Here is a 21,689-nt window from a genome sequence, read left to right as displayed (position 1 = left end):
CACTTTTTTAAACTTAGCTGTTTTTGAGCTGTTTTTATTTGCTTATTTGGCATCCGCAGCCTTTCTTCACTTTAACAGGTTTGCCTTTGGCTAAGGGTCTTGGGTATGGATATCCCGGCTGTTGTTTATTCATAGCAAATCCTCCTTTTAGTACCATTAAGAAAGTTTAACTAAAGAATTGCGCGTTGATAAATAATATCGTTGATTTTTGGCTCATTTAAGCTCCAACTGCATAAGGTCGAGAGAAAGCTCGCTTTCTCCTCGACCTTATGCAGTTGGAGCGACCTATCAGCTATGCTGAAAGGCATGTGAAACTCATGTTTCACATGAATGAGTCAAAAATAAATTGGTGGACTGCTTAATTCAACTTATATAGTATATGAAGACACCTTATGCTATGGTTCTTTCAACTGCCTATCAACCCGCTGATTATTGTCTCAATGATAGAGCCAATCGCTGCTATTGCGAGAACAATGATCACATAATCACTAAATGGGGTTTGGTATAGATATAAGCCTCCCAGCAGCATGCTCACCCAAATACCGGTACACCAATGACAGCTCAAAAGCTCTCCGATCCAACCTTTGACTCCTTCTTCCTTTGGGGTAAAATAGATTTCTACCGTGCCGTCTTCTTCTGTTTCTTCTATCTCTTTAAAAAACGGCCTTCTGATAAATTCCGTAATTCTATCATAGACAATAAGCCTGGTCAGCCGGAATGCTGCCAGGCCGAGCAATATAATCATGGTCAAATCGATGTTTTCCAGCATCATGCCTATCCTCCGCTTAGTTTGGTTTATTCTAGGCATATTTCTGTAAAAAAGACGGATCATACCAACCTAAAATGCTGTATTTCGGAAATATCAAGGTCAAATACGGTAGGACCGGATTTTACTTTGATAGAGTCTTCATGTTTACCGAGCACTTGAAGGCTAAGGATTTTCCCTTTTACAACTGCTTCACAGAGTGGCTTTTGTGCATTAGCGGGGTACTGCGAGAGCTCATTCAGTTTTAAAAGCAAAGCATCTCGTCCTTCGGGTGTGTTACTGTACATATGATTGCTATTCAATGAAGAGAAATCCTCTTCCTCTTGCATTGTTACTTTTTTAACCGCGGCGATTTCATCCTCAATTTCCTTTAACGCCTCATACACGCCGTATTCCTGTTTCAATTGCTCTAATTTTCGTTCTTCGTCAGCTTCTTTTCGCTGTTCTTCATTTTCATCATTCTGCTCCCTATCTGAAAATAATGACTCCTCACCCGGTACGCCTTCTCTCTTTTTTTGATGGCCCTTTGAACGATGTACCTGCTGCATTTGTGGCGCATCCTGCGGCGGCATTTCCGGTTGGACAATATATAAAAGTGGCTTAGCCTTTTGTTTAGTATTATCGTCCATTTTACGCTCCTTTCTTTAGTACATAATTTTCGAAAAATCCATTGAGATTAAAAATAAACAGACTTTATATAATATATATGGGCAATTTATCATTTTATGATGTGTCCTTTTTTTCCTCCAGCGCAAAACATAAAAAAGCTTGCCCGAATAGGACAAGCTTCGTTCATAAACGTATTCTGTCAGACAGTACATTTTAACCGATTACATGATAACCGGAATCAACATGGATGTTTTCTCCTGTAATCCCACGGGACATGTCGCTGAATAGGAAAACAGCTGTGTCGCCAACCTCTTCAGGTGTTGTGATACGGCGAAGAGGGGCACTCTCTTCAATTTTTTTCAAAATGGAATTAAAGTCGCTGACACCTTTCGCTGACAAGGTGCGGATCGGCCCGGCAGAAATGGAATTCACCCGGATTCCCTGCTTGCCCAGGTCGTTTGCCAAGTATCTCACACTCGCATCCAATGAGGCTTTTGCAACCCCCATCACATTATAATTCGGCAGGACGCGTTCGCCGCCAAGATACGTCAAGGTGACGATACTGCCGCCTTCGGACATCAATTCCTTTGCAGTCTTTGCCACCGCAGTCAATGAATAAGAACTAATGTTGTGTGCAAGCAAGAAACCGTCGCGGGTTGTATTCATATAGTCCCCCTCGAGTTCTTCCTTATTGGCGAAAGCAATGCAATGAGCGATGCCGTGAATGGTACCGACTTCTTCCTTAATAACCGCAAAGCACTTATTAATATCTTCATCGTCTGTCACATCACAAGGCAATACAAGCGATGAAGTTCCTAAAGATTCAGCCAGTTCCCTCACGTTTTTTTCAAGCCGTTCACCTGCATATGTAAAAATCAATTTTGCACCGGCCTCGTGCAAGGAACGAGCGATTCCCCAGGCAATGCTTCGTTTATTGGCAACACCCATTACAACATACGTTTTTCCATGTAAAGAGAGAGTCATGGCTTATATGCCTCCTGTTTTATACAAGTTATTAGTACCTAGTACTAATTAGAGTATATCAAACAATCGTGACGAATAAAACATTTTTCGAAACATGACATTATTAGTTCTACATAATCTGACTGACTAAAAGGGATTTTATTTTTTCAAGCGAATTATTGTATTTAAACATCTTACATTTGATTGACTTGTTTTTTGGAGGGATTTGGATTGAACCATTATATAATCGATGTACGCAACGTAAACAAAGAAATAAAAAGGCATCTAATTATTAACGGGGTGTCATTTTCGATTAGAGAAGGAAGCATTACCGGGCTCCTCGGCCCAAATGGAGCAGGAAAGACAACGATTATACGCTTGTTAAATGGAGTAATTGCTGCGAGCGGGGGCGAAATTGCCGTAATGGGATTTAATCCGATAGAAGAGGGTGATGAAATTAGGAAAAGAGCGGGAATCGTAACCGAGAGCGCATCCTTGTATCATGATATGAGTGCTTGGGAGAACCTCGTGTTCTTTGCAAAGATATACGGCAATTATGATGACAAGCGCATAATCTATCTTCTGGATCAATTTGATTTACTGAGCGTCAAGGACCAGCTTGTCGGCACGTTTTCCACCGGGATGAAAAAAAGGCTATCTGTTGCCAAGGCTTTGCTGCATCAGCCGAAACTATTATTCCTGGATGAACCGACAAATGGATTGGACCCTGATGGGATAAACTCGGTCATCTTTTACTTAAATAAGCTTAACAAAGAAGAAAACGTGACGATCCTTATTTGTTCGCACGTACTCCATCAGCTGGAGAATATTTGCGATTCCTATTTGGTTTTAAACAAAGGCCAAATTATTGAAGCTGGCACTAAAAACGAACTTGAAGATAAATACCTGGGTTCGATCCGGTTACTGGTGGAAACAGGGCTTACTGCCCAGGGCAAAACGTATATGGGTTATTCCTATGAACGAAAAGGACCGCTCCAGGTTGAATTTCTTTTACCTTCTAAAAGGGAGATCGCGCCGTTACTAAGGCAGATTCTTCAGGAAACCTGGATTCACTCTAGCGAAATAACCAATAGAAGTCTGGAATCGTTATATTTTAAGATTGTAGGTGAACGCGATGAATAAACAAATCATAAAAACAATTGCCACAAAAGATATTAAATCAGTACTTTCATCAAAAAAAGTCTGGGTACCAATGGTCATTTTGTCTTTTGTGCTATGTATTGCCGTTCCATCCGTCATCACGTATCTCGGCATTCATACTGATGCATTGAATCAATCAACCGATGACATTGAAAAACCAATACAGGCAGTGATTGATCATTTCCCAGTGGAAGAGATGCGAAGTACCCTTTCTGGATTGCCCACTTTAGGTGCTAAATTTGTCTATTTTTTCTTGCATTTTATGCTGATTCCATTTTTCTTAATAGCTGCAATCATAAATTCCATGGTCACCGCATCTAGCAGCTTTGCTGGAGAAAAGGAAAGAAAAACGCTGGAAAGCCTGTTATTTGCCCCAATATCGGTGTATGACCTGTTTGTAGGGAAAGTAATGGCATCGCTCATACCAACGTTAATCATTACGTATTCTACGTTTATAGTAAGCGCAGTCGTTGTGAACTTGCTAGCCTATCCGCTTTTCAAAAGCATTCTCTTTTTGAACCCAGTTTGGCTGTTATTGATGCTTTGGGTTATTCCGGCCATTGTCATCTTTAACATCCTGCTAAACGTACTGGTTTCGGCTAAAGTGAAATCCTTTCAGGAGGCCCAGCAGTTTGGCGGAATCATGATACTTCCGGTGGTAGGCGTCATCATCAGTCAGGTAAGCGGCTTATTTTTCTTAAGCCCGTCTGTATTGTTCTTAATCGGAGCAGGCTTGTTTCTCGGCAATGCAATTCTGTTAAAAATCATAACTCGCTTTAATCAAAGGAATTCTCTCTTTGAAAGTCAAATCCATTAGGAAGCTTCAAAATAATCAGGAGATATGAAGATAGTCAGAGCCGTCGATTTTTCTTTGTCGTTATGACAAATAGCCCATGAACAAGGTTGCCATCCCAAAATAGATTAAAATACTAATAATATCGTTGATAGTCGTGATGAATGGTCCAGATGCGACAGCAGGATCCACTTTCATTTTATGCATAAGAAGCGGGACAAGAGAGCCGGCTATAGTCGCAATGATTAGTGTGGCAAAAATTGAGGCGCCTACCAAGAATCCAAGGACCCAGTCATGCTGCCAGAAGAAAACGATGAAGATCACCAGCGTTCCGCAGATTGTCCCTGTGATTAAGCCAGTGCCCGCTTCCCTCATAATGAGTTTCCACTTGCTTTCTTCCTCCAGGTCACCCGTTGCGATTCCCCGGACGGCAACCGCCAGTGCCTGTGTCCCGGTATTCCCCGCCATGCCTGCAATCAAGGGAACAAAAACGGCCAGAATGGCTTTTTGGCTCAATGTCTCCTCGAACCTGCCGATCAAACTGGCGGTCATCATTCCTAGAAACAAAAGAATCACAAGCCAGGGCAGCCGTTTTTTAGCTGCGGCAAAGGGGTTCTTATCCACCCGGTCCAAATCTGAGATACCTGCAAGCTTTGAGTAATCATCAGATGCCTCTTCCTCCATAACATCCATAATGTCATCGACCGTAATGATCCCCACCAGATGCTCCTGAAAGTCAACCACCGGTACAGCCAGAAAATTATAATCCCTCATTTTTTTCGCAACCTCTTCTTGATCCTCAGTTACCGGTACGGCCACGATACGATCAAACATAATGTCGTAAATCATCGTTTCATCATCGGCAATAATTAGATCACGAAGCGATATGACACCTAATAGCTTTCGGTCATCATCGATCACATATACGTAATAAATCGTTTCAGCCTGTGGCGCTTCTTTTTTGAGAATATACATCGCCGAACGGACGGTTTGGTTGGCGGAAATCGCGATAAATTCCGTGGTCATGATGCTTCCGGCCGTATATTCTTCATAGTTTAAAAGTTCTTTTATGTCCTGTGCAGCTTCGTCATCCATGATCGTCAAGTAACTGACAGCCTGTTCCTTATCCAGCTCATTTAAAACATCCACCGCATCATCGACATACATATGAGAGAGCATTTCCGCCACATAAACAGGTGCCATTTCCGCAAGCAGGTTTTCATATTCTTGTTCTTCAATTTCGATATTTTCAAATAGAGCTGCCATTTCTTCCGGCGATAGATAAAGGTAAACCTTCGAACGAAGATTATCCTCAAGGCTTGTGTAAAACTGTGCCTGGTCGTAAGCGTGCAACTCCATAAATTCATTTCGGAAGGAATCTATGTCCCCATCTTCTAAGGCTCGGATTAGTAAACCTGTATTTATATTTTCCACGGAATCCGTCATTTTTCCGTTCCTCCTCCCACGCAAATCTCATGAAGCGTTGAACTATTATTATTTGTACCAAAAGGACGTATGCAAAACATCTTGAAGTTAGCAACTGGAGTTCAAGTCCGTTCCTTATTGTTATTTAATTTCCCCTTCAGGGTATGATACTATTAGCTCCATTTTTCAAGAAACTATCCAGAGGGTGTTAATAAATGCAGATAGATATTATAGGTGATATTCACGGCTGTTTCGGGGAATTCAAGGAATTGACAGAAAAAATCGGCTACGCCTGGGATAGCGGTATACCGGTTCATCCCACGGGGAGAATTCTCGCATTTGTCGGAGATCTGACCGACAGGGGACCGGCTTCTCTTAAAGTGGTTGAAGCGGTATATGAGCTCGTTATCATCCAAAAGCTCGCCCTTTACTCACCCGGCAACCACTGCAATAAACTGTACCGGTATTTCCAGGGAAACAAGGTGCAAATCAAACACGGGCTTGAAACGACTGTTGCCGAATATGAAGCCCTGCCCGTCCGTGAACAAAAGAAAATAAGAAAAAAATTTCTCGACCTCTATGAGCAGTCTCCGCTTTATCAGACGGCCGACGATGGAAAATTAATCATTGCCCATGCAGGCATTCGAGCTGACTACATTGGAAAGAACAACAATAAGATACAGACTTTTGTTCTTTATGGAGACATCACCGGAGCTAAACACCCAGACGGTACCCCGGTTAGGCTCGACTGGGCCGGGGAATATTCGGGTGATGCATGGATCATCTATGGACACACTCCGGTTAAGGAAGCGCGTAGAGTGAACCATACATACAACATCGATACTGGCTGTGTGTTTGGCGGGAAATTAACCGCCTTACGCTATCCGGAAATGGAACTGATAGACGTACCTTCAGCCATGCCTTATATTTCTGAAAAGTTCCGCTCCACTTTCGATTAAAACTTTGAGTGTCCTATACTTAAAAAAAAGATATTTTCTATACTTAATTGTATGCAGCAAACCGGGCTACTGCGATTGATTAATGAGCTTAAGCATATCAGCCGGGAGTTGTTCTTCAAATGTAAGGCTCCTGTTTAAAAAAGGATGAAAGAACGTTACACTGCTGCAATGCAAGGCCTGTCTGGAAATATCTTTCCTGCCCCCTTCATATAAATCATCGCCCGCAAGCGGGAAACCATAATGTGATAAATGGACCCGGATTTGATGCGTACGTCCGGTCAACAGCTGAAGCTCAATATGGGTATATCCTTTTAATCTGGCGACCACCTCAAAAAGCGTACAAGCATATTGCCCGTCAATCCTAACTTCCCGTTCAATAATGCTCGTTGATCTTCGGCCAATCGGCTCCTCTATTTTCCCATTCTCTTCTTGAATAATGCCTTCCACAACTGCTGTATATCGTCGCTTCACCAGGCCCTGCTTCTGTTGTTCACTTAACAGGTGGTGCACATGTCGATGCTTGGCAATTAAAACAAGGCCTGAAGTGTCACGGTCAAGCCTTGTTACAATATGGATGGTAGATAGTAATTCTTTTTTCTTATAATAGCCGGCCAAAGCGTTGGCAAGGCTCCCTACCGGGTGTTCTCTGGAAGGGATTGTATTCATGTGAGCCGGTTTGACCGCTACAAGAACATAGTCATCTTCATATTTAATCTGGAGGGGGATATTTTCAGCAGTAAGACGACTGTTTGCTTCTTCCGGTGGGAAGATCACCTCTATTTTGTCTCCGGCATTAAGAAGATGCCGTACGGTTACCTCTTTTTCGTTCACTTTTATTTTTCCACCGTCGAATTTGATCGCTTTCAATGTCCGTTTCGAAATATGTTGTTCCGCAAGGAAAGTTCTCAGAAGCTTACCGTCATCGTTATTTTCGGTCATCCATTCGAGCCGAAAAGGTTTTTGCAGGTTCCTGTTTGACATGTGGGCATCAGTAACTCCTTAATCTGATATGAAAGAATCATGGACTCTTTTCCAAAAAGGAAACGGCCGGAATCTGGCAAAACGGATTTTTTCATCCGCTACCCGAAACTGCATCGACTTAACATCTTCATGAAGCAGGGACAAATGATCTATCGTTATTTGAAAGTTTACGTTGTTGACGGGTCTCAGCATGCACGTATGGTGTCCCGGCAGTAATAATGGCGAGCCTACCGTACGGAAAACCCGGTTATTGATTGAAGCCATTTCGGCAAGCTGGATCGCATCAAAGGACGGATGGATAATAGCACCACCCAATGCTTTATTGTATGCCGTACTTCCGGAAGGAGTTGAAACACAAAGGCCGTCTCCACGGAAGGTTTCGAAATGCTGACCGCGTATCTCAACGTCCATGACAAGGGTACTATCCACACTTTTTACGGTCGATTCATTTAAGGCAAGGAATCTGGACTCTCTTCCTCCGTGTTGATAGCGGACAATCACTTCCAAAAGTGGATATTCCACGACCTGAAACGGCGTTTTAGCCAATGCGAGAACAAGCTTTTCTATTTCGTCCGGTGTCCAATCTGCGTAAAAACCAAGGTGACCCGTATGAACACCGACAAAAGCCGTTTTATCCAGACGGTTTTTATAACGGTGGAACGCGTATAGCAAAGTCCCGTCTCCACCTATTGAAACAACGATGTCCGGCTGGTTTTCATCATACTCCAGTTTAAAATCCTGAAGAGATGTGCGCATTTTGTGCATAAGCGTATTCGATTTGGCATCTCCCTTTGAGGTTATCGCAAATTTCATTGTTCTCACCCTGTTCACTAGATTTTTATAGCGGATACTATATTAAAAAGCATTATTGGTCATTAGTTCGAATCGTGGTTCGATGGGAATCTCAGCGATGAATACATAGTCAATCGGAAAGGAGACGGGTTAAATAAAATAAGAAAATGCTATGATGGCTAATAAATTAATAGTCTGCTTTGCCCCGGCCGCCTAATTGGCTTCATTACCATGATTTTTTGAAAGGGCTGATCATGTAACCTGAGTTTGGATAATAAATCCTCAACTTGGATAATAAAATCTGAGTTTGGATCATAAATCCCTGGTTTCGGATGCCTAATTCCGTTTAGATTCCCCGTAAGTTTCTTTCTTTCTTGAAAAAATCCGCTGCGCTTCCTGAATTTCCAATCGGATTTGTGACATTTCTTCATCAAGTAATGAGGCTGCTTCTGCTGCCCTTTTGAGGCGAATTCGAATGTCCTCAGGAAAGTCCCCTTTGTATTTATAGTTTAAAGAATGCTCAATGGTTGCCCAGAAATTCATCGCCAGTGTTCGAATCTGTATTTCTACAAGAATTTTCTTTTCACCATGGATGGTCTGTACTGGATAGCGGATCACCATATGGTAGGATCGATAACCACTTGCTTTATTGTGGGAAATATAATCTCTTTCCTCGACTATTTCAAAATCATTTCTTACACGCAACAGCTCTACTACTCTCTTGATATCATCAACAAACTGGCACATCATCCGAATTCCGGCAATATCTTGCATCTCCGCACCTAAGCTATCCAATGGGATATTCTTTTGAACGGCTTTATCCAGAATGCTGACAATCGGCTTTACTCTTCCAGTGACAAACTCAATCGGCGAATGTATTTGCTCACGCTCGAATTGAGTTCTCATCCCTTTTAATTTCAGCTTCAACTCCTCAATAGCCTGTATATAAGGAGCCAAAAAATCATTCCAATGTTCCATGGCTGCACCCCTGTCCCCAAAGCTTTTCAGTTTTCAACTAAAAAAACGCAAGCAGAACGACTAAGTCCGCCACTACATGTGACGACGTCAGCGCAAAAATCACGGCCAATACGTCGTAGCTAGCCATCTTTCAAAGTTGAAAAGTTATACTTTCATTTTAAAGAAAAGTCTCTTCTACTTTCGAAACAAATTCTTCCCCATAATTTCCGTTCCCCTGGATATTGTCGATTAAATAAGCAAGTTCTTCAAATATCCCTGTCAATTCAAGCTTTTTATTATCCGAGGTAAATATGGCCGGTAATTTCCTTGACCAGGCTTCCTTTAATGCTGGCCAGATGATTTCCGGCAATGAAATATATGTATAATCCTCATGATTTTCTGTGATGTATATAAAAGCAATACCATCAGAATCAACCAACAACTGCTCTTTTGGTGTCAGTTTGGATAAATCAACGAACTCACCCGTTTTTAGCACCAGTTCGTTATTGATGATGTCAGCTTCATTGATTGTAATTCTCTCTTTCATAATTCAACCTCCCAATTTCACGACTTTATTTTATCACATTCCGGGTGTGATTCCTAAAAATTCAAGTTTGCTGTTGAGATACGTTCAGGACATAATAAATAATATGGACGAATCGAAGATTTAAGGAAAGGATGATTTCTGTGGATCAGCACATCGAGATTGAATTCAAAAATTTATTATATAGGGATGAATTTGACAAGCTGATGGAACATTTCAATGTTTCCGAGACAGATTTTACAACCCAGCTTAATCACTATTTTGATACACCGCTTTTTGAACTAAAGGATCAAAAGTCAGCTTTAAGAATTCGCGAAAAAAATGAGAGATATGAGTTAACGCTTAAGCAGCCGGCAAAAGACGGATTACTCGAGACGAATCTAGAGCTGACAAAGAAACAGGCAGATAGCATGTTAAAAGGAACTTCGTTGTCGGAAAGCGGAATTGTCAGACTGATAGAAACGATGGATATATCCCCGAAAAGCATTCAATATTTTGGCACGCTTCAAACAAGCCGGGCAGAGCTTCCATATAAAGAAGGATTGCTTGTACTTGACCACAGCACTTACTTAAATAAAGAGGATTATGAGGTAGAATATGAAGTAAGCAACAAGAGGGAAGGCCAGGAAATTTTTAAAAATTTGCTAAAAAACCTTAACATTCCCGCCAGAACAACCGAAAATAAAATTAGAAGACTGTATAATGCGATGGTAAACAAGTGAATTAGATAAACATTCAAACTAACTCTTGAGGTGAATAATAAATTGAAATTACAGGATGTTAACATGCTGATGGATCTCCAGGCTTTACAAGGATTAACCGGTTCACAAAACACGACCGAGCAGCAGCCCGAAAACCTTTTTCAGGAAATGCTGGTTGCCGCTATCGGCCAGGACGGGGATCATTCCATTTCCCAAACTCTCGGGGGACTTGTCGATATTCTCACCAATAAAAATACTCTAGACAATCTGTTTGATAGCATGCCGATTAAAAGCATGACCGATGTCCCATTTCCCTTAAGCTTTACTCCTGCTCAGGCGCCCGCAACCTTATCTGCAGGTAATCATTCTTCTTCAGCAGGTTTTGAAGATATCATTAAAAAGGCGGCTGAACTGTATAATTTGCCTGAGAAACTCATTAAATCAGTGATTAAGCAGGAATCCAACTTTAATCCTGATGCAAAGAGCCACGCTGGCGCTACGGGATTAATGCAATTAATGCCTTCAACCGCGAGAGGCCTGGGCGTAAAGAATATACTGGATCCGTTTGAAAATGTCATGGGTGGAAGCAAATATCTCCGACAGATGCTTGACCGCTATGATGGGAACATAAACCTTGCACTTGCCGCTTATAATGCCGGTCCGGGCAATGTGGATAAACACGGAGGAATACCACCGTTTAAAGAAACCCAAAATTATGTAAGAAAAGTTACGGATACGTATTTTAGTTAATATAAAATGGCTGTCTCAAGCTAGGAAGGTTTTCTTTCTCAGGAGTCAACCTACCATGCAATCCGGTAGGTAGGTTCTTTAAAATGAGCCAGCCTTTTTTAAAAAAGAAATTGAAATCGCTTACATATAGTTAAAACCTTTAGTTATAAGCTTCTGCTCCTTCATTCTTATTGTTAACAAGCGTTTGATTTGAGAAATCCGAAGGTGATTGATAAAATAAGCATAATCTATCTAAAGGAGTAATCAGCATGAAAGATGGAAACCCTACGCCATATGACGCAATAGGAGAAGGGCGCCTGCATGAGCTAATCGATGTCTTTTACTCCAATGTAAGCAAACACCCGGAGCTGATTCCGATTTTTCCGGATGATTTAACAGAAACCGCCAGAAAGCAAAAACAATTTATGACCCAATATCTTGGCGGTCCTCAATTATATACGAATGAACACGGTCACCCGATGTTAAGAGCACGCCATAACCCCTTTGAAGTTACACCCAGCCGGGCTGAAGCATGGCTATCGTGCATGAGAGAAGCAATGGACGAAGTCGGCCTGGAAGGAGAAATTAGGGAGTTTTTCTATCACCGTCTTTACCTGACCGCGCAACATATGATCAACACACCTGAAAAAGACTGGAAAGGAGAAGGCTTGTGAGTTCTCAAAAACCGGTTTTCAACGTTACAGATTGGATAAAATCTCAATCCCTCCATGGCGCTTGTAAAAAGCCCATTGAAATTTATGTATTTATCGATCCTTTATGTCCCGAATGCTGGGCTTTAGAACCTATTATAAAAAAATTACAAATCGAATATGGTCAATTGTTCAGTTTAAAGCATGTGTTAAGCGGAAAACTGGCCTCTCTTAATAGAGGAAAAAACAAGAATTTCGAAAATATTGCTCAAGCGTGGGAAAGGACAGCCTCCAGATCAGGAATGTCCTGTGACGGAAGCTTGTGGATGGAAACTCCGATCGCTTCCCCGTATAGCGCCTCTATAGCGATAAAGGCAGCGGAACTGCAGGGACGCAGGCTTGCGATTCTTTTTCTAAGAAAACTTCAGGAGTTATTATTTCTGGAAAAGCAAGACATTACGAGCATGGGTATCCTGATGGAATGCGCTCGTGATGTTGGTCTCGATGTTGATGAATTTATAAATGATATTACATCCGAAAGTGCTGCTAAAGGCTTTCAATGCGATTTGAAAATCACCTCCGAAATGGAGGTAAGTGAGATTCCGACCCTGGTCTTTTTTAATCAGAATATCGAGGAAGAAGGAATCAAAATTTCTGGTTTTTACCCTTATGACGTATATGTAAATATCCTTGATGATATGTTAAAAGGTCTTCCCGAACCAAAGAGCCCTCCATCTCTTGAATCTTTTGTCCAATCCTTCAAAGTTATCGCTACGAGAGAAATCGAAGTCGTTTATAATATGTCTAAAAATGAAGTCGAACGTGAAATGAAAAAACTCTTATTAAAGCAAATAGTCGAAATGATTCCTGCAAAGCACGGTACATTTTGGAAGTACACCGGAATTAGCGATGATATCCAGAAATAGAAAAAGCCTTGCAAATTAACTAATTGCAAGGCTTTTTCATTCTTACGAACAAAGGGGATGGGGAAATTTTTCACGTTAAACAAAGGGGGTATATGTTTATATGTGAACAACTTCACTTGTAATATATCAAACATCCGCTCCTTCTTTCAAGGGGGTTGTGCTTTTCTTCACAATATTGTCAAATTTTCCGAATAAGGTTTGTCTTTACCCATATATATAGAATAAAGACCTATACAGGAGGGAATGACGAAATGATAGCGAAGTTTGTCTTTTCTTTGTTATTTTTAGCTGGGATGCTATTTCTCCAACTGCTTGGATTAATGAAAATCATCCCTATCTATATTAGCTCGCCGCTTCTGTTTTTTACATTATTCTATTTTTTTTATATTTTTAATCAGCGGAACCGTTTTAAAGGTTTTTAACCGATAAAAGGTTCCGCAACTTTTTTCAATTACTGCTGTAATAATGTTTCCAATTCTGTTAGCTTTTCATCAAATACTTTAAGCGCTTCCCTAATCGGATCCGCTTCTGTCATGTCCACTCCGGCTTTTTTCAATACTTCAATCGGATAATCGGAGCTTCCCGACTTCAAGAACTCAATATAGCGATCCACTGCCGGTTGCCCTTCTTCGAGAATCTGTTTGCTTAATGCCGTAGCCGCAGAGATTCCGGTTGCGTATTGATATACATAATAATTGTAGTAGAAATGCGGAATTCTAGACCATTCCAGACCAATTTCCTCATCGATGACAATATCGCTTCCAAAATACTTCTTATTTAACTCATAATACTCTTTTGTGAGCATATCAGCGGTTAATGCTTCACCTTTTTGCGATTTCTCATGGATGAGATGCTCAAATTCCGCAAACATCGTCTGGCGGAATAGAGTTCCCCTGAATCCCTCTAAGTAATGGTTCAACAGATAAATCCGCTTCTTTTCGTCATCGATCGTTTTCAGCAAATAATCATTAAGCAGATTTTCGTTGCATGTGGAAGCAACCTCCGCAACAAAAATGGAATAGTTGCCGTATGGGTAAGGTTGCGTTTTTCTTGTATAGTAGCTGTGGACAGAGTGCCCGAATTCATGCGCCAACGTAAACAGGTTATTGACGTTACTCTGCCAGTTCATTAATATATACGGGTTTGTTCCGTATGTACCGGATGAATAAGCGCCGCTTCGTTTTCCTTTATTCTCTTGAACGTCAACCCAGCGGTTTGCGAAGCCTTCTTTTAAGACATCCAAATAATCCTCCCCGAGCGGCGCCAAGCCTTTTAAAAGATACTCTTTCGCCTCTTCATAGGGCACTTCCATCTTTACTTCCTTTACCAATGGAGTATAAAGGTCATACATGTGAACCTCTTCAAGTCCGAGCACTTTCTTTCTTAAATCAACATAGCGATGAAGCAAATGGAGGTTTTCATTCACAGTATTCACTAAATTATCATAGACGCTCTCCGGGATATTATTATTGCTCAATGCCGAATGGCGCGCTGACTCATATTTACGCACGCTCGCGTTAAAATTGTGGTTCTTGACAGCACCGGAAAGGGTGCTCGCAAATGTGTTTTTAAACTGCCCGTAAGTGGCGTATACACCTTTGAACGCTTCTTCCCGAACCCTGCGGTCTTCACTTTCAAGAAAGCGAATATAACGGCCATGCGTAATCTCCACTTCATTACCGTCTTCATCCTTTATGGTTGGAAATACAAGGTCGGCGTTATTCAACATCCCGAACGTATTGCTGGAAGCACCCAACACCTCGGATGCTTGCGCCAGCAATGCTTCCTGCTCAGCCGTTAGCACATGCGGCCTTTGTTTGTTAATTTCTTCTAATGAGTGTTCATAAAGCTTAAGTTCCTCTTTCTCCTGCAGGAACTGCTGGACCCTGCTTTCATCGATGCCAAGCAGTTCTGGAACCACATAAGAGAATGCGCTTGCGGCTTGGGAATATAGGTTTTTGGCACGGTCGTCCATGCCTTGATAAAAGGAGTTTGTCGTATCCTGATCATAACGCATGTGCGAATAGGTATAAACTCTGCCAAGCCTTTCAAAAACTTCATCCTGGAACTGAAGTGCGGTAAACAATTTATCGGCACTATCACCTAACGTGCCTTTAAAAGATTCGGCTTTTGCCAAGTCCTCTTTTATCCCTTTCCATTCACTTTCCCAGTCTTCTTCCGTAGCAAAAATATCTTCCAGTCTCCATGTCTCTTCAACCGTTATCTCATCTCTAGCTGGAAGCTTTTTTATTTCCGTTTCCTGTGCCATAAACGAATCCTCCATTTCAAAAAGTTCTATCTATACTAATTCTGTTTCATCGTAAAAAATCCTGCTGTTTTTTCTGACTTTGACATGCTATTTATCATTCTTTGTCCGCTTGCAGCAGCTCTTGGTGTCTGTAATAAAAATTTTTCTCCCATTCCACCCATTGGTCATATGTTTTAGCGACCCTAACTTTTTTCATTACTTTAAAGTATCCGGTTTTATACTCTTCTATATACCCTGTTTTTTTGAAAAATGACACATAGCTTATCATTGGAAGCAGGTAGTCCTTCGTACCAAGCAGCGGCAGTTTTCTTAAGCGGATATCCCCGTTTCTTATTCTTTTTTCGAAAGAGCGGATACATTCATCCATGGACAGAGTCTCGCCTGCTTCTCTTCGAAAGAGCATATCAATAAAAACATAAGCTTGCCACTGGACGGCCGCTGTATGAATCACTTGCATTCCGGCAACAGGTATCCCCACTTCGGGTGGTAGTGTAACCGGAGAGATTTGATTTACATAAAGAAATCGGAAGAAAGAATCAGTTACCCTTGCTGTTCTTGAGCTTTGGAAAGACCATGATATTCTTTTCTCCCTCCACTGGCGGAGATAAGGCAGTTTCCGTGATGAAGCATGAAAAAGCGATTGGAAAGAAGCAGAGGAAAGTGTCTCATGACATTGATTAGCAAAAACAGTTCGGGGAGAAAAAGGGAGAATTTTCTCAAGCTTAGTAATCTGGTCTTTAAACGGACAGTAGGTAACAATTGAAGGCGAGTCCAGTCGGTCTGTGAGAAACAGCCAATCAAAATTACGCAGGGAAAACTCATTTGGTTTGATCTTTTTGATATTTTTGTCGGCAAGAATCCAGATTGGGATGATGCCCTGGGCACGATAGGAATTTGTTCTGGAGATAAAATCCTCTTCAGGAATGGAGGAGCACTGAAATTCGATGGCATATTTCTGTGATTTTACAATGACGAGGATATCAGCTCTTTGCCGAATTTCGGGAATATATGCTTCGAGGAAAACCAGATACTGTTTTGATTTCAGCCAAAGGTATAGATTTGTTTTTCCTAAAAGATGATAATCAGATTCAGGCTCAGAGGATGCATGGCAGGAGTTATTGCGGATATGGGCAAAATGGGGGATTTTTATCTTTCCGGCTTTTATCATTACTTCGTTCTCGCAGCAAGGACAGTAAAAGGTGTCCTCCTTTCTCATTTCCAACAGTTTTCCTTTCGTTCTAATATTATGCAATGTTACATAAGCTCCATTTTTATTTTTTGCAGTCAGCATCGCTGACCCCCTTTCTATCTGTATATATTCTGGTTGAGCCACTTTATTTCCTGCTAAATAACAAATTTGGCGAGCCTTAATTTCTGCCAAAATAAATGTTCTCCCTATTGTGTGAAGTTGGATTTTTTTGAGAGCGGCATTTCAGATGAATATCCGACAAATTCAGGAATGGAGTCCATTAAAGTTGATTGCTGCCTGATTATTGAAATTTCGTTGCCGGAATTTTGATTTTGTTGCATCTTTTCCTGTTTTGTTGCCAGTATCCGGACTTTCTGCTCGATTGTTTTGATTTCTGTTCAATTACTTGAATTTCTGCTCGATTATTTTGATTTGTGCTCGATTATTTGGATTTGTGCTCGATTATTTGGATTTGTGCTCGATTACTTCGATTACTTGAATTTCTGCTCGATCATTTTAATTTCTGCTCGATTATTTGAATTTGTGCTCGATTATTAAAATTTCTGCTCGTTGAACTAAAAATCAAAAAGACCTGAGTTCCTTAAAGGACTCAGATCCAGCAATTGTTATAAAAGCGGAGACAACAGTCTGCATGTCGATTCGATCACTTTTAAGCCGATATTTCGCTTTGAAAATGTTTCGAGATGCAGTTCCCTGGATTCCATAATGTCTTGCAAATAATCATTCACCAGCTTTTGAGTACTTCTTGTTTTATATAAAAACGCATTCACTTCAAAATTCAGATGAAAGCTACGCATGTCCATATTTGAAGTCCCGATCGAAGCCAATTCATTATCTACAATGACAATCTTGCTGTGCATAAAACCATTTTTATATTCGAATACCCTCACACCTGCTTCCAGCAACTCCGGAAAATAGGAACGCGACGCATGAAAGACAATTCGTTTATCCGGATTTTTCGGAACGAGGAGCCTTACATCCAGGCCGCTAAGCGCGGCAATTTTCAGTGCCTGGAAAATATCTTCATCGGGTATGAAGTACGGTGATGCAATCCAAACAGATTCTTTCGCCGATGAAATCATCGAGAAAAAGATGTTTTTGATCACCGTCCATTCATTATCGGGCCCTCCTGCAATCATTTGAACCCCGCCATGATTATGGACAATCGGAATTGGTGACAAATATTCATCAGTCAAGAAACTGTGATCGGTGCTGTAATACCAATCCTGTAAAAAAATGAGCTGTAATGTCCGGACGGCTTCTCCCTTTAGCATGAGATGTGTATCGCGCCAAAACCCGAAGTGTTCATCGCGGCCCAAGTATTCATCACCTATGTTTAAGCCGCCCATAAACGCCACAGATCCATCAATGACAATTATTTTCCGATGATTCCTAAAGTTAAATTTATTGTTTAAGAAAGGAAGCCTTACCGGGCCGAATTCGACCATCTCGACCCCTGCATTTTTTAGATCCTGAATATATTCCCTTGAAAGCTGCCACGATCCCACAGAGTCGTACAAAAAGCGCACTTTTACTCCTTGCTTCGCTTTGGCGATTAAAACCTTCTTTATATCCATACCGATATTATCATGGCGGACAATGTAATACTCCATATGTATATGATGATTTGCTTTTTTAAGCTCCTCCAGAATATGAGAAAATGTCTCGTTGCCATTCGTCAATATTTTCGTTTCGGTTCCAAACGAAATCGGGCTGTTGCCAATTCTCTGTGCCAGCTTGAACAGCTTTTGCTGATGGTCCCCCATCTCCAGCATTCTATCGCTATTGCCATCATGCTCGCCATTGATTCTTAAATACGCTTCTTTGTCCAGGAAATACTTTTTACGATACATTCTCTCTTTCCTGTAGTTCCTGCCAAAGAGGAAATACAAGATGAAGCCAAATAAGGGGAAAGCCCCAAACACGACCAGCCAGGTAATCGTTTGGGACGGGTGCCTGTTTTCAAGGAAAATAATAACCCCGATAATTACTAGTGATAATGTGAGCAAAATACTGAAGAAACCGAGAATGTCTCCTCTCGATGTTTCCCTAAATAAAAACCACAAACCACTTAAAATGATAACCAGTAACAATACACGAATTCCAGTTTTCATACATTCCACCTGCCTGTCTATCTATCCTCTTACGTATATACCCTTAATGAGTCCTTACTATTCTTTTAGTCAAAAGGACAATCCCTCAGCAAAAAAATTCTTCTTATATAAAATTTTATATCATAAAAAAGCCGATTCCTGTATGAAATCGGCCTATCATTATGCAAAATATTTATTTACGGTTTCAAAAACATCGCTTTCCATTACGACTTTGCCATATTCTTCAAGCATATGCACTGTAGTCGGTGATTCCTCACTATATTCAAGAAGGATGCTTAAAACGTTATCTATTTCGTCTTCATCAATTTCTTCTTCAGAGAACTCAATGTACAAATAGTATTTATTGCCGTAGGCAAACAGTTTACTGGTTAGCTCATCCAAGCCATATCGAGTGCTTAACGCGATTAAATCATCGAAATCGTCAAACTCGGTGACAAATTCTAAAATGCCATCCTCGAATTGAAGCAGATTGGATTCCTGCTGTTTTCCATGAAAGTGCTGATCCAGAAGCGATTCAATCTTCTCGTCCACCGGCAGATCTTTCAGCTTTTCTTCCGAAATCGGCAATTCCAGCTTTTGGCCATCTTTACTTAACTGTGCTTTCGTCACGAGAACCTCCAGCCCTTTTTCAAGTGCCTGAACCTGAATCCATAATGGGCCTTCAATCATGAATTCTTCTTCTTGATGCACCTCGTCCATCATTTCCCAGAAAAGCTCTTCACTGCGTTCACGGCTGTACCAGATTTCTTCCCGGTCAAAGCCGCGTTCTTCAATATCTATATAAGAAATGTAAAACTTTACGGTATCGTCATTAATACGTTCTATTTCCATGATAGTTCTCTCCCTTCTGTTGACGTTTGGAAGGGATAATTACCCCCGAGCTAACAGTAGCTCTTTCTAATATATTTACCCATGAAGCCGGATTTGTAATCACAGCCTTTCGGGAAAAAATATTCTATTTTTCTTTTATTTTATGACAAAACAATCGATAAGGGAAATGAAAAACATGTCTCATTTTAAAAACAATCGTTTGCCTAATATTTCATTCATTTTACAAAAAAATTCACGAGTCTGCAACTTTGAAGACACTATTTTCAATAATGGGAAAAGCTGTATTTCCTTATATATATATCGGTTAGGAAGTTAGTTTCTAAAGGCTACTGGATGATATGTTGAAAGAAGATTCCAAAGGTCTTTTCCGTAAAGCTGAAATGAGCCAATCATCGCTTTTTCAACCCAATCCTGTTTTAACATAACCTTCAGGGGAGAAAAAGTAAACAGCCCTGCCAGGAAAACCTGACAGGGCCTTACATATTCATTTAATTAACCATTTTTTGCGCTTCTCTAAGCTGGAATGTACGGACTTTGCGTGGCAGGAATCGGCGAATTTCATCTTCGTTATAACCTACCTGTAGCCTTTTTTCATCAAGGATAATCGGTCTTCTTAGCATGCCCGGATTATCTTTGATCAGTTTATATAGTTCTTGCAGAGGCAAATCTTCTAAATTAACATGAAGCTTTTGAAATGTTTTTGACCTTGTAGAAATAATCTCATCCGTTCCATCTTCAGTCATTCGGAGAATTTCTTTGATCTCATCGATGGATAGTGGTTCGGAGAATATATTTCTTTCTGAGTATCCAATATGATGCTCTTCCAACCAAGCCTTTGCTTTCCGGCATGATGTACAGCTCGGTGATGTATACAATGTTACCATGAAACATTCACACTCCCTAAATATAGAATCGACGATCTATGCTGGGAAATCAAACATTACTTTCCACTCTAGATTAAAATAACTTTAAATAAGTAATCTCTACAAATTATTATACACTAAAACTAGTAAATTGAATACTTTTTTTGAAAAATGTTAAAAACCTTGATTTTTTCATGATTTTTCCCTTTATAAATCAATGTTGATGCCGTTTTAAGAATTCCTTTTCATTGATCTCTGATTGAAAAAATCTACCTATTTTCTCAATTAACCGTACCATTCACATTTTACTTACATTCATTGATTTAATAAATAATCCTATTTCTTATGTACCCAGGGTGAAATCATTTTAAACAAAAAATTAAATGTTTTTTTTAAATAGAACTCCTCAAATATTAAATATATCCCTTTTCTTCGAAAAAAAATAGTTTTTTTTTCTGCTCTTCGGAAAAATTAGGATTAATGGCATGAAAAAGAGCGAAGGATAAATTCCCCTTCACTCCTTAATCCTATACCGCCTTTAATATATCGTGATCATCTTTTCGGTCATTTATTTTTAATACTTCTTCTACAGGTTGATATTTCTTACCGTAAAAAAATTTGTCTTTATATGTGTGTATTCGTTCATACGTTTTTTTCATACAACCGTATATGTGCTTTTCATCTACAGAGTCATTTGCCCAGAAAAGAATTTCCATTTCATTAATTTCATTGGTGGCCAAAGAGCGGCGTTTATAAGAAATCGACGAAGCGTGGTTAAAACCTTCCCGTTTATAAAAACGGAGCCTTTTTCTAGTATCGGCATCCTGTTCGGTTGCAGGTTCAACCTCTAATAATATCGGCTTGCCTTTCTTTTTAAGTTTGTTCATAAGTTTCTGCCCAAGACCTTGCCCGCGTGAATTTCCGGAAACAAATAGATAGTCCACAAAGACGAAGCGATCGTCTTCTACATACATCAGCACATGATTCGGTCCTTCATCCTTATGATATATATCACCCTTTTCTTTCAAAAGGGTTTCCATATGCTTCTTTGATTTCATTTCTTCAATCGGAAAATATTGATTTAGCTTTTCATACCAATTCATAATAGGGCTCCTCTCGTTGTACCCGGCCAAAAGGAAAAGTTTCACTTTAAAAGCGGCGACATATCAACTAAAATATAGATAAGGATGAAAAATTCGCCTGTAGGGTGCAAGTGTTACAGCGCGTATTGGGAGGTTATCATGGCCGGTTATATATTCGATTTAACAGTGGTTGCTGTCCTCATCATCGGTATTACAGCAATAAATGGTGTGTTAACGAACGGCATCGGAGAAAAATTATTTGGTGGAAAACGTCATTCTGATATTTCAGACCATTCGGCAGGAATTCAGTCCGGATGGAACAACGTTGGCGGGAAAAAGAAAAAATAAGATACTGTGCAGTTTA

22 protein-coding genes are annotated in these 21,689 nt (G+C 40.4%); 8 read left to right on the top strand and 14 right to left on the bottom strand.

The features are described from left to right. Positions 1–406 precede the first annotated feature (406 nt). The 3 genes from LQ216_RS03615 to fabI all read right to left on the bottom strand — a co-directional run bounded on the left by LQ216_RS03615 (position 407) and on the right by fabI (position 2,359). Entirely contained in the window at positions 407–772 is a 366-nt protein-coding gene (locus tag LQ216_RS03615) for a DUF1360 domain-containing protein (protein ID WP_354958351.1), read from the bottom strand. A 56-nt stretch (positions 773–828) separates the two neighbouring features. After that, positions 829–1,395, bottom strand: a complete 567-nt coding sequence (locus LQ216_RS03610; protein WP_230126763.1) for a hypothetical protein — start codon at positions 1,393–1,395, stop codon at positions 829–831. 193 nt (positions 1,396–1,588) lie between these two features. Beyond that, positions 1,589–2,359, bottom strand: a complete 771-nt coding sequence (fabI, locus tag LQ216_RS03605) for an enoyl-ACP reductase FabI (protein ID WP_230126761.1) — start codon at positions 2,357–2,359, stop codon at positions 1,589–1,591. A gap of 210 nt (positions 2,360–2,569) precedes the next feature. Between fabI and LQ216_RS03600 the strand changes: the two genes are divergently transcribed. Then, positions 2,570–3,481 carry an ABC transporter ATP-binding protein gene (locus tag LQ216_RS03600; protein WP_230126759.1) on the top strand — a complete coding sequence of 304 codons (912 nt, stop codon included), beginning with the start codon at positions 2,570–2,572 and terminating at the stop codon, positions 3,479–3,481. Then, complete coding sequence (locus tag LQ216_RS03595) at positions 3,474–4,316, top strand: ABC transporter permease subunit (protein ID WP_230126757.1); 843 nt, start codon at positions 3,474–3,476, stop codon at positions 4,314–4,316. The genes LQ216_RS03600 and LQ216_RS03595 overlap by 8 nt, the downstream gene beginning before the upstream one ends. 60 nt (positions 4,317–4,376) lie before the next feature. Here the strand turns inward: LQ216_RS03595 and mgtE are convergent, their stop codons facing one another. Continuing rightward, the gene (gene mgtE, locus LQ216_RS03590; RefSeq protein WP_230126755.1) at positions 4,377–5,738 is read right to left on the bottom strand and encodes a magnesium transporter; all 1,362 of its coding nucleotides are present in this window, start codon (positions 5,736–5,738) and stop codon (positions 4,377–4,379) included. A gap of 194 nt (positions 5,739–5,932) precedes the next feature. Between mgtE and prpE the strand changes: the two genes are divergently transcribed. Next, positions 5,933–6,676: a bis(5'-nucleosyl)-tetraphosphatase PrpE gene (gene prpE / locus LQ216_RS03585; protein WP_230126753.1), complete on the top strand. Its 744-nt coding sequence runs from the start codon at positions 5,933–5,935 to the stop codon at positions 6,674–6,676. Between the two features lie 66 nt (positions 6,677–6,742). On the opposite strand, the gene LQ216_RS03580 is transcribed toward prpE, so the two are convergent. The 4 genes from LQ216_RS03580 to LQ216_RS03565 form a co-directional block, all read right to left on the bottom strand. Beyond that, entirely contained in the window at positions 6,743–7,657 is a 915-nt protein-coding gene (locus tag LQ216_RS03580) for an RluA family pseudouridine synthase (protein ID WP_230126751.1), read from the bottom strand. An 18-nt stretch (positions 7,658–7,675) separates the two neighbouring features. Continuing rightward, positions 7,676–8,470 (bottom strand): NAD kinase, encoded by a 795-nt coding sequence (locus LQ216_RS03575; protein WP_230126749.1) that lies wholly within the window; start codon positions 8,468–8,470, stop codon positions 7,676–7,678. Positions 8,471–8,785: 315 nt separating this feature from the next. Beyond that, a complete protein-coding gene (locus tag LQ216_RS03570) occupies positions 8,786–9,427 on the bottom strand; it encodes a GTP pyrophosphokinase family protein (RefSeq protein WP_230126747.1) in 642 nt (213 codons plus the stop codon). A 157-nt stretch (positions 9,428–9,584) separates the two neighbouring features. Next, a complete protein-coding gene (locus LQ216_RS03565) occupies positions 9,585–9,953 on the bottom strand; it encodes a hypothetical protein (RefSeq protein ID WP_230126745.1) in 369 nt (122 codons plus the stop codon). Positions 9,954–10,093: 140 nt separating this feature from the next. Between LQ216_RS03565 and LQ216_RS03560 the strand changes: the two genes are divergently transcribed. The 4 genes from LQ216_RS03560 to LQ216_RS03545 all read left to right on the top strand — a co-directional run bounded on the left by LQ216_RS03560 (position 10,094) and on the right by LQ216_RS03545 (position 12,956). Then, positions 10,094–10,672 carry a CYTH domain-containing protein gene (locus LQ216_RS03560; RefSeq protein ID WP_230126743.1) on the top strand — a complete coding sequence of 193 codons (579 nt, stop codon included), beginning with the start codon at positions 10,094–10,096 and terminating at the stop codon, positions 10,670–10,672. A gap of 42 nt (positions 10,673–10,714) precedes the next feature. Next, complete coding sequence (locus LQ216_RS03555; protein WP_230126741.1) at positions 10,715–11,401, top strand: lytic transglycosylase domain-containing protein; 687 nt, start codon at positions 10,715–10,717, stop codon at positions 11,399–11,401. A gap of 248 nt (positions 11,402–11,649) precedes the next feature. After that, positions 11,650–12,054, top strand: coding sequence for a globin (locus LQ216_RS03550; RefSeq protein ID WP_230126739.1), 405 nt, complete (start codon positions 11,650–11,652; stop codon positions 12,052–12,054). Between the two features lie 35 nt (positions 12,055–12,089). Continuing rightward, the gene (locus LQ216_RS03545) at positions 12,090–12,956 is read left to right on the top strand and encodes a ClpXP adapter SpxH family protein (RefSeq protein WP_230126884.1); all 867 of its coding nucleotides are present in this window, start codon (positions 12,090–12,092) and stop codon (positions 12,954–12,956) included. Between the two features lie 451 nt (positions 12,957–13,407). Here LQ216_RS03545 and pepF read toward each other — a convergent pair whose 3' ends face one another. The 6 genes from pepF to LQ216_RS03515 form a co-directional block, all read right to left on the bottom strand. After that, positions 13,408–15,225, bottom strand: coding sequence for an oligoendopeptidase F (gene pepF / locus LQ216_RS03540; RefSeq protein ID WP_230126737.1), 1,818 nt, complete (start codon positions 15,223–15,225; stop codon positions 13,408–13,410). A gap of 94 nt (positions 15,226–15,319) precedes the next feature. Continuing rightward, positions 15,320–16,606: a competence protein CoiA family protein gene (locus tag LQ216_RS03535; RefSeq protein ID WP_230126736.1), complete on the bottom strand. Its 1,287-nt coding sequence runs from the start codon at positions 16,604–16,606 to the stop codon at positions 15,320–15,322. Between the two features lie 434 nt (positions 16,607–17,040). After that, the gene (gene cls / locus LQ216_RS03530) at positions 17,041–18,549 is read right to left on the bottom strand and encodes a cardiolipin synthase (RefSeq protein ID WP_230126733.1); all 1,509 of its coding nucleotides are present in this window, start codon (positions 18,547–18,549) and stop codon (positions 17,041–17,043) included. A 159-nt stretch (positions 18,550–18,708) separates the two neighbouring features. Continuing rightward, positions 18,709–19,380, bottom strand: coding sequence for an adaptor protein MecA (gene mecA, locus LQ216_RS03525; RefSeq protein WP_230126731.1), 672 nt, complete (start codon positions 19,378–19,380; stop codon positions 18,709–18,711). 488 nt (positions 19,381–19,868) lie between these two features. After that, positions 19,869–20,264, bottom strand: coding sequence for a transcriptional regulator SpxA (gene spxA / locus LQ216_RS03520; protein ID WP_230126729.1), 396 nt, complete (start codon positions 20,262–20,264; stop codon positions 19,869–19,871). Between the two features lie 506 nt (positions 20,265–20,770). Next, positions 20,771–21,346, bottom strand: coding sequence for a GNAT family N-acetyltransferase (locus tag LQ216_RS03515; RefSeq protein WP_230126727.1), 576 nt, complete (start codon positions 21,344–21,346; stop codon positions 20,771–20,773). Between the two features lie 138 nt (positions 21,347–21,484). On the opposite strand from LQ216_RS03515, the gene LQ216_RS03510 reads away from it, so the two are divergent. Beyond that, positions 21,485–21,673, top strand: a complete 189-nt coding sequence (locus LQ216_RS03510) for a hypothetical protein (protein WP_230126725.1) — start codon at positions 21,485–21,487, stop codon at positions 21,671–21,673. The last annotated feature ends 16 nt before the right edge of the window (positions 21,674–21,689 follow it).

Origin of the sequence: Bacillus sp. CECT 9360 (assembly GCF_918741275.1) — a bacterium.
Lineage (GTDB): Bacteria > Bacillota > Bacilli > Bacillales > DSM-1321 > Peribacillus.
Note: the sequence above shows the minus strand (reverse complement) of the source record. Positions and strands in the feature narration are given on the sequence as shown.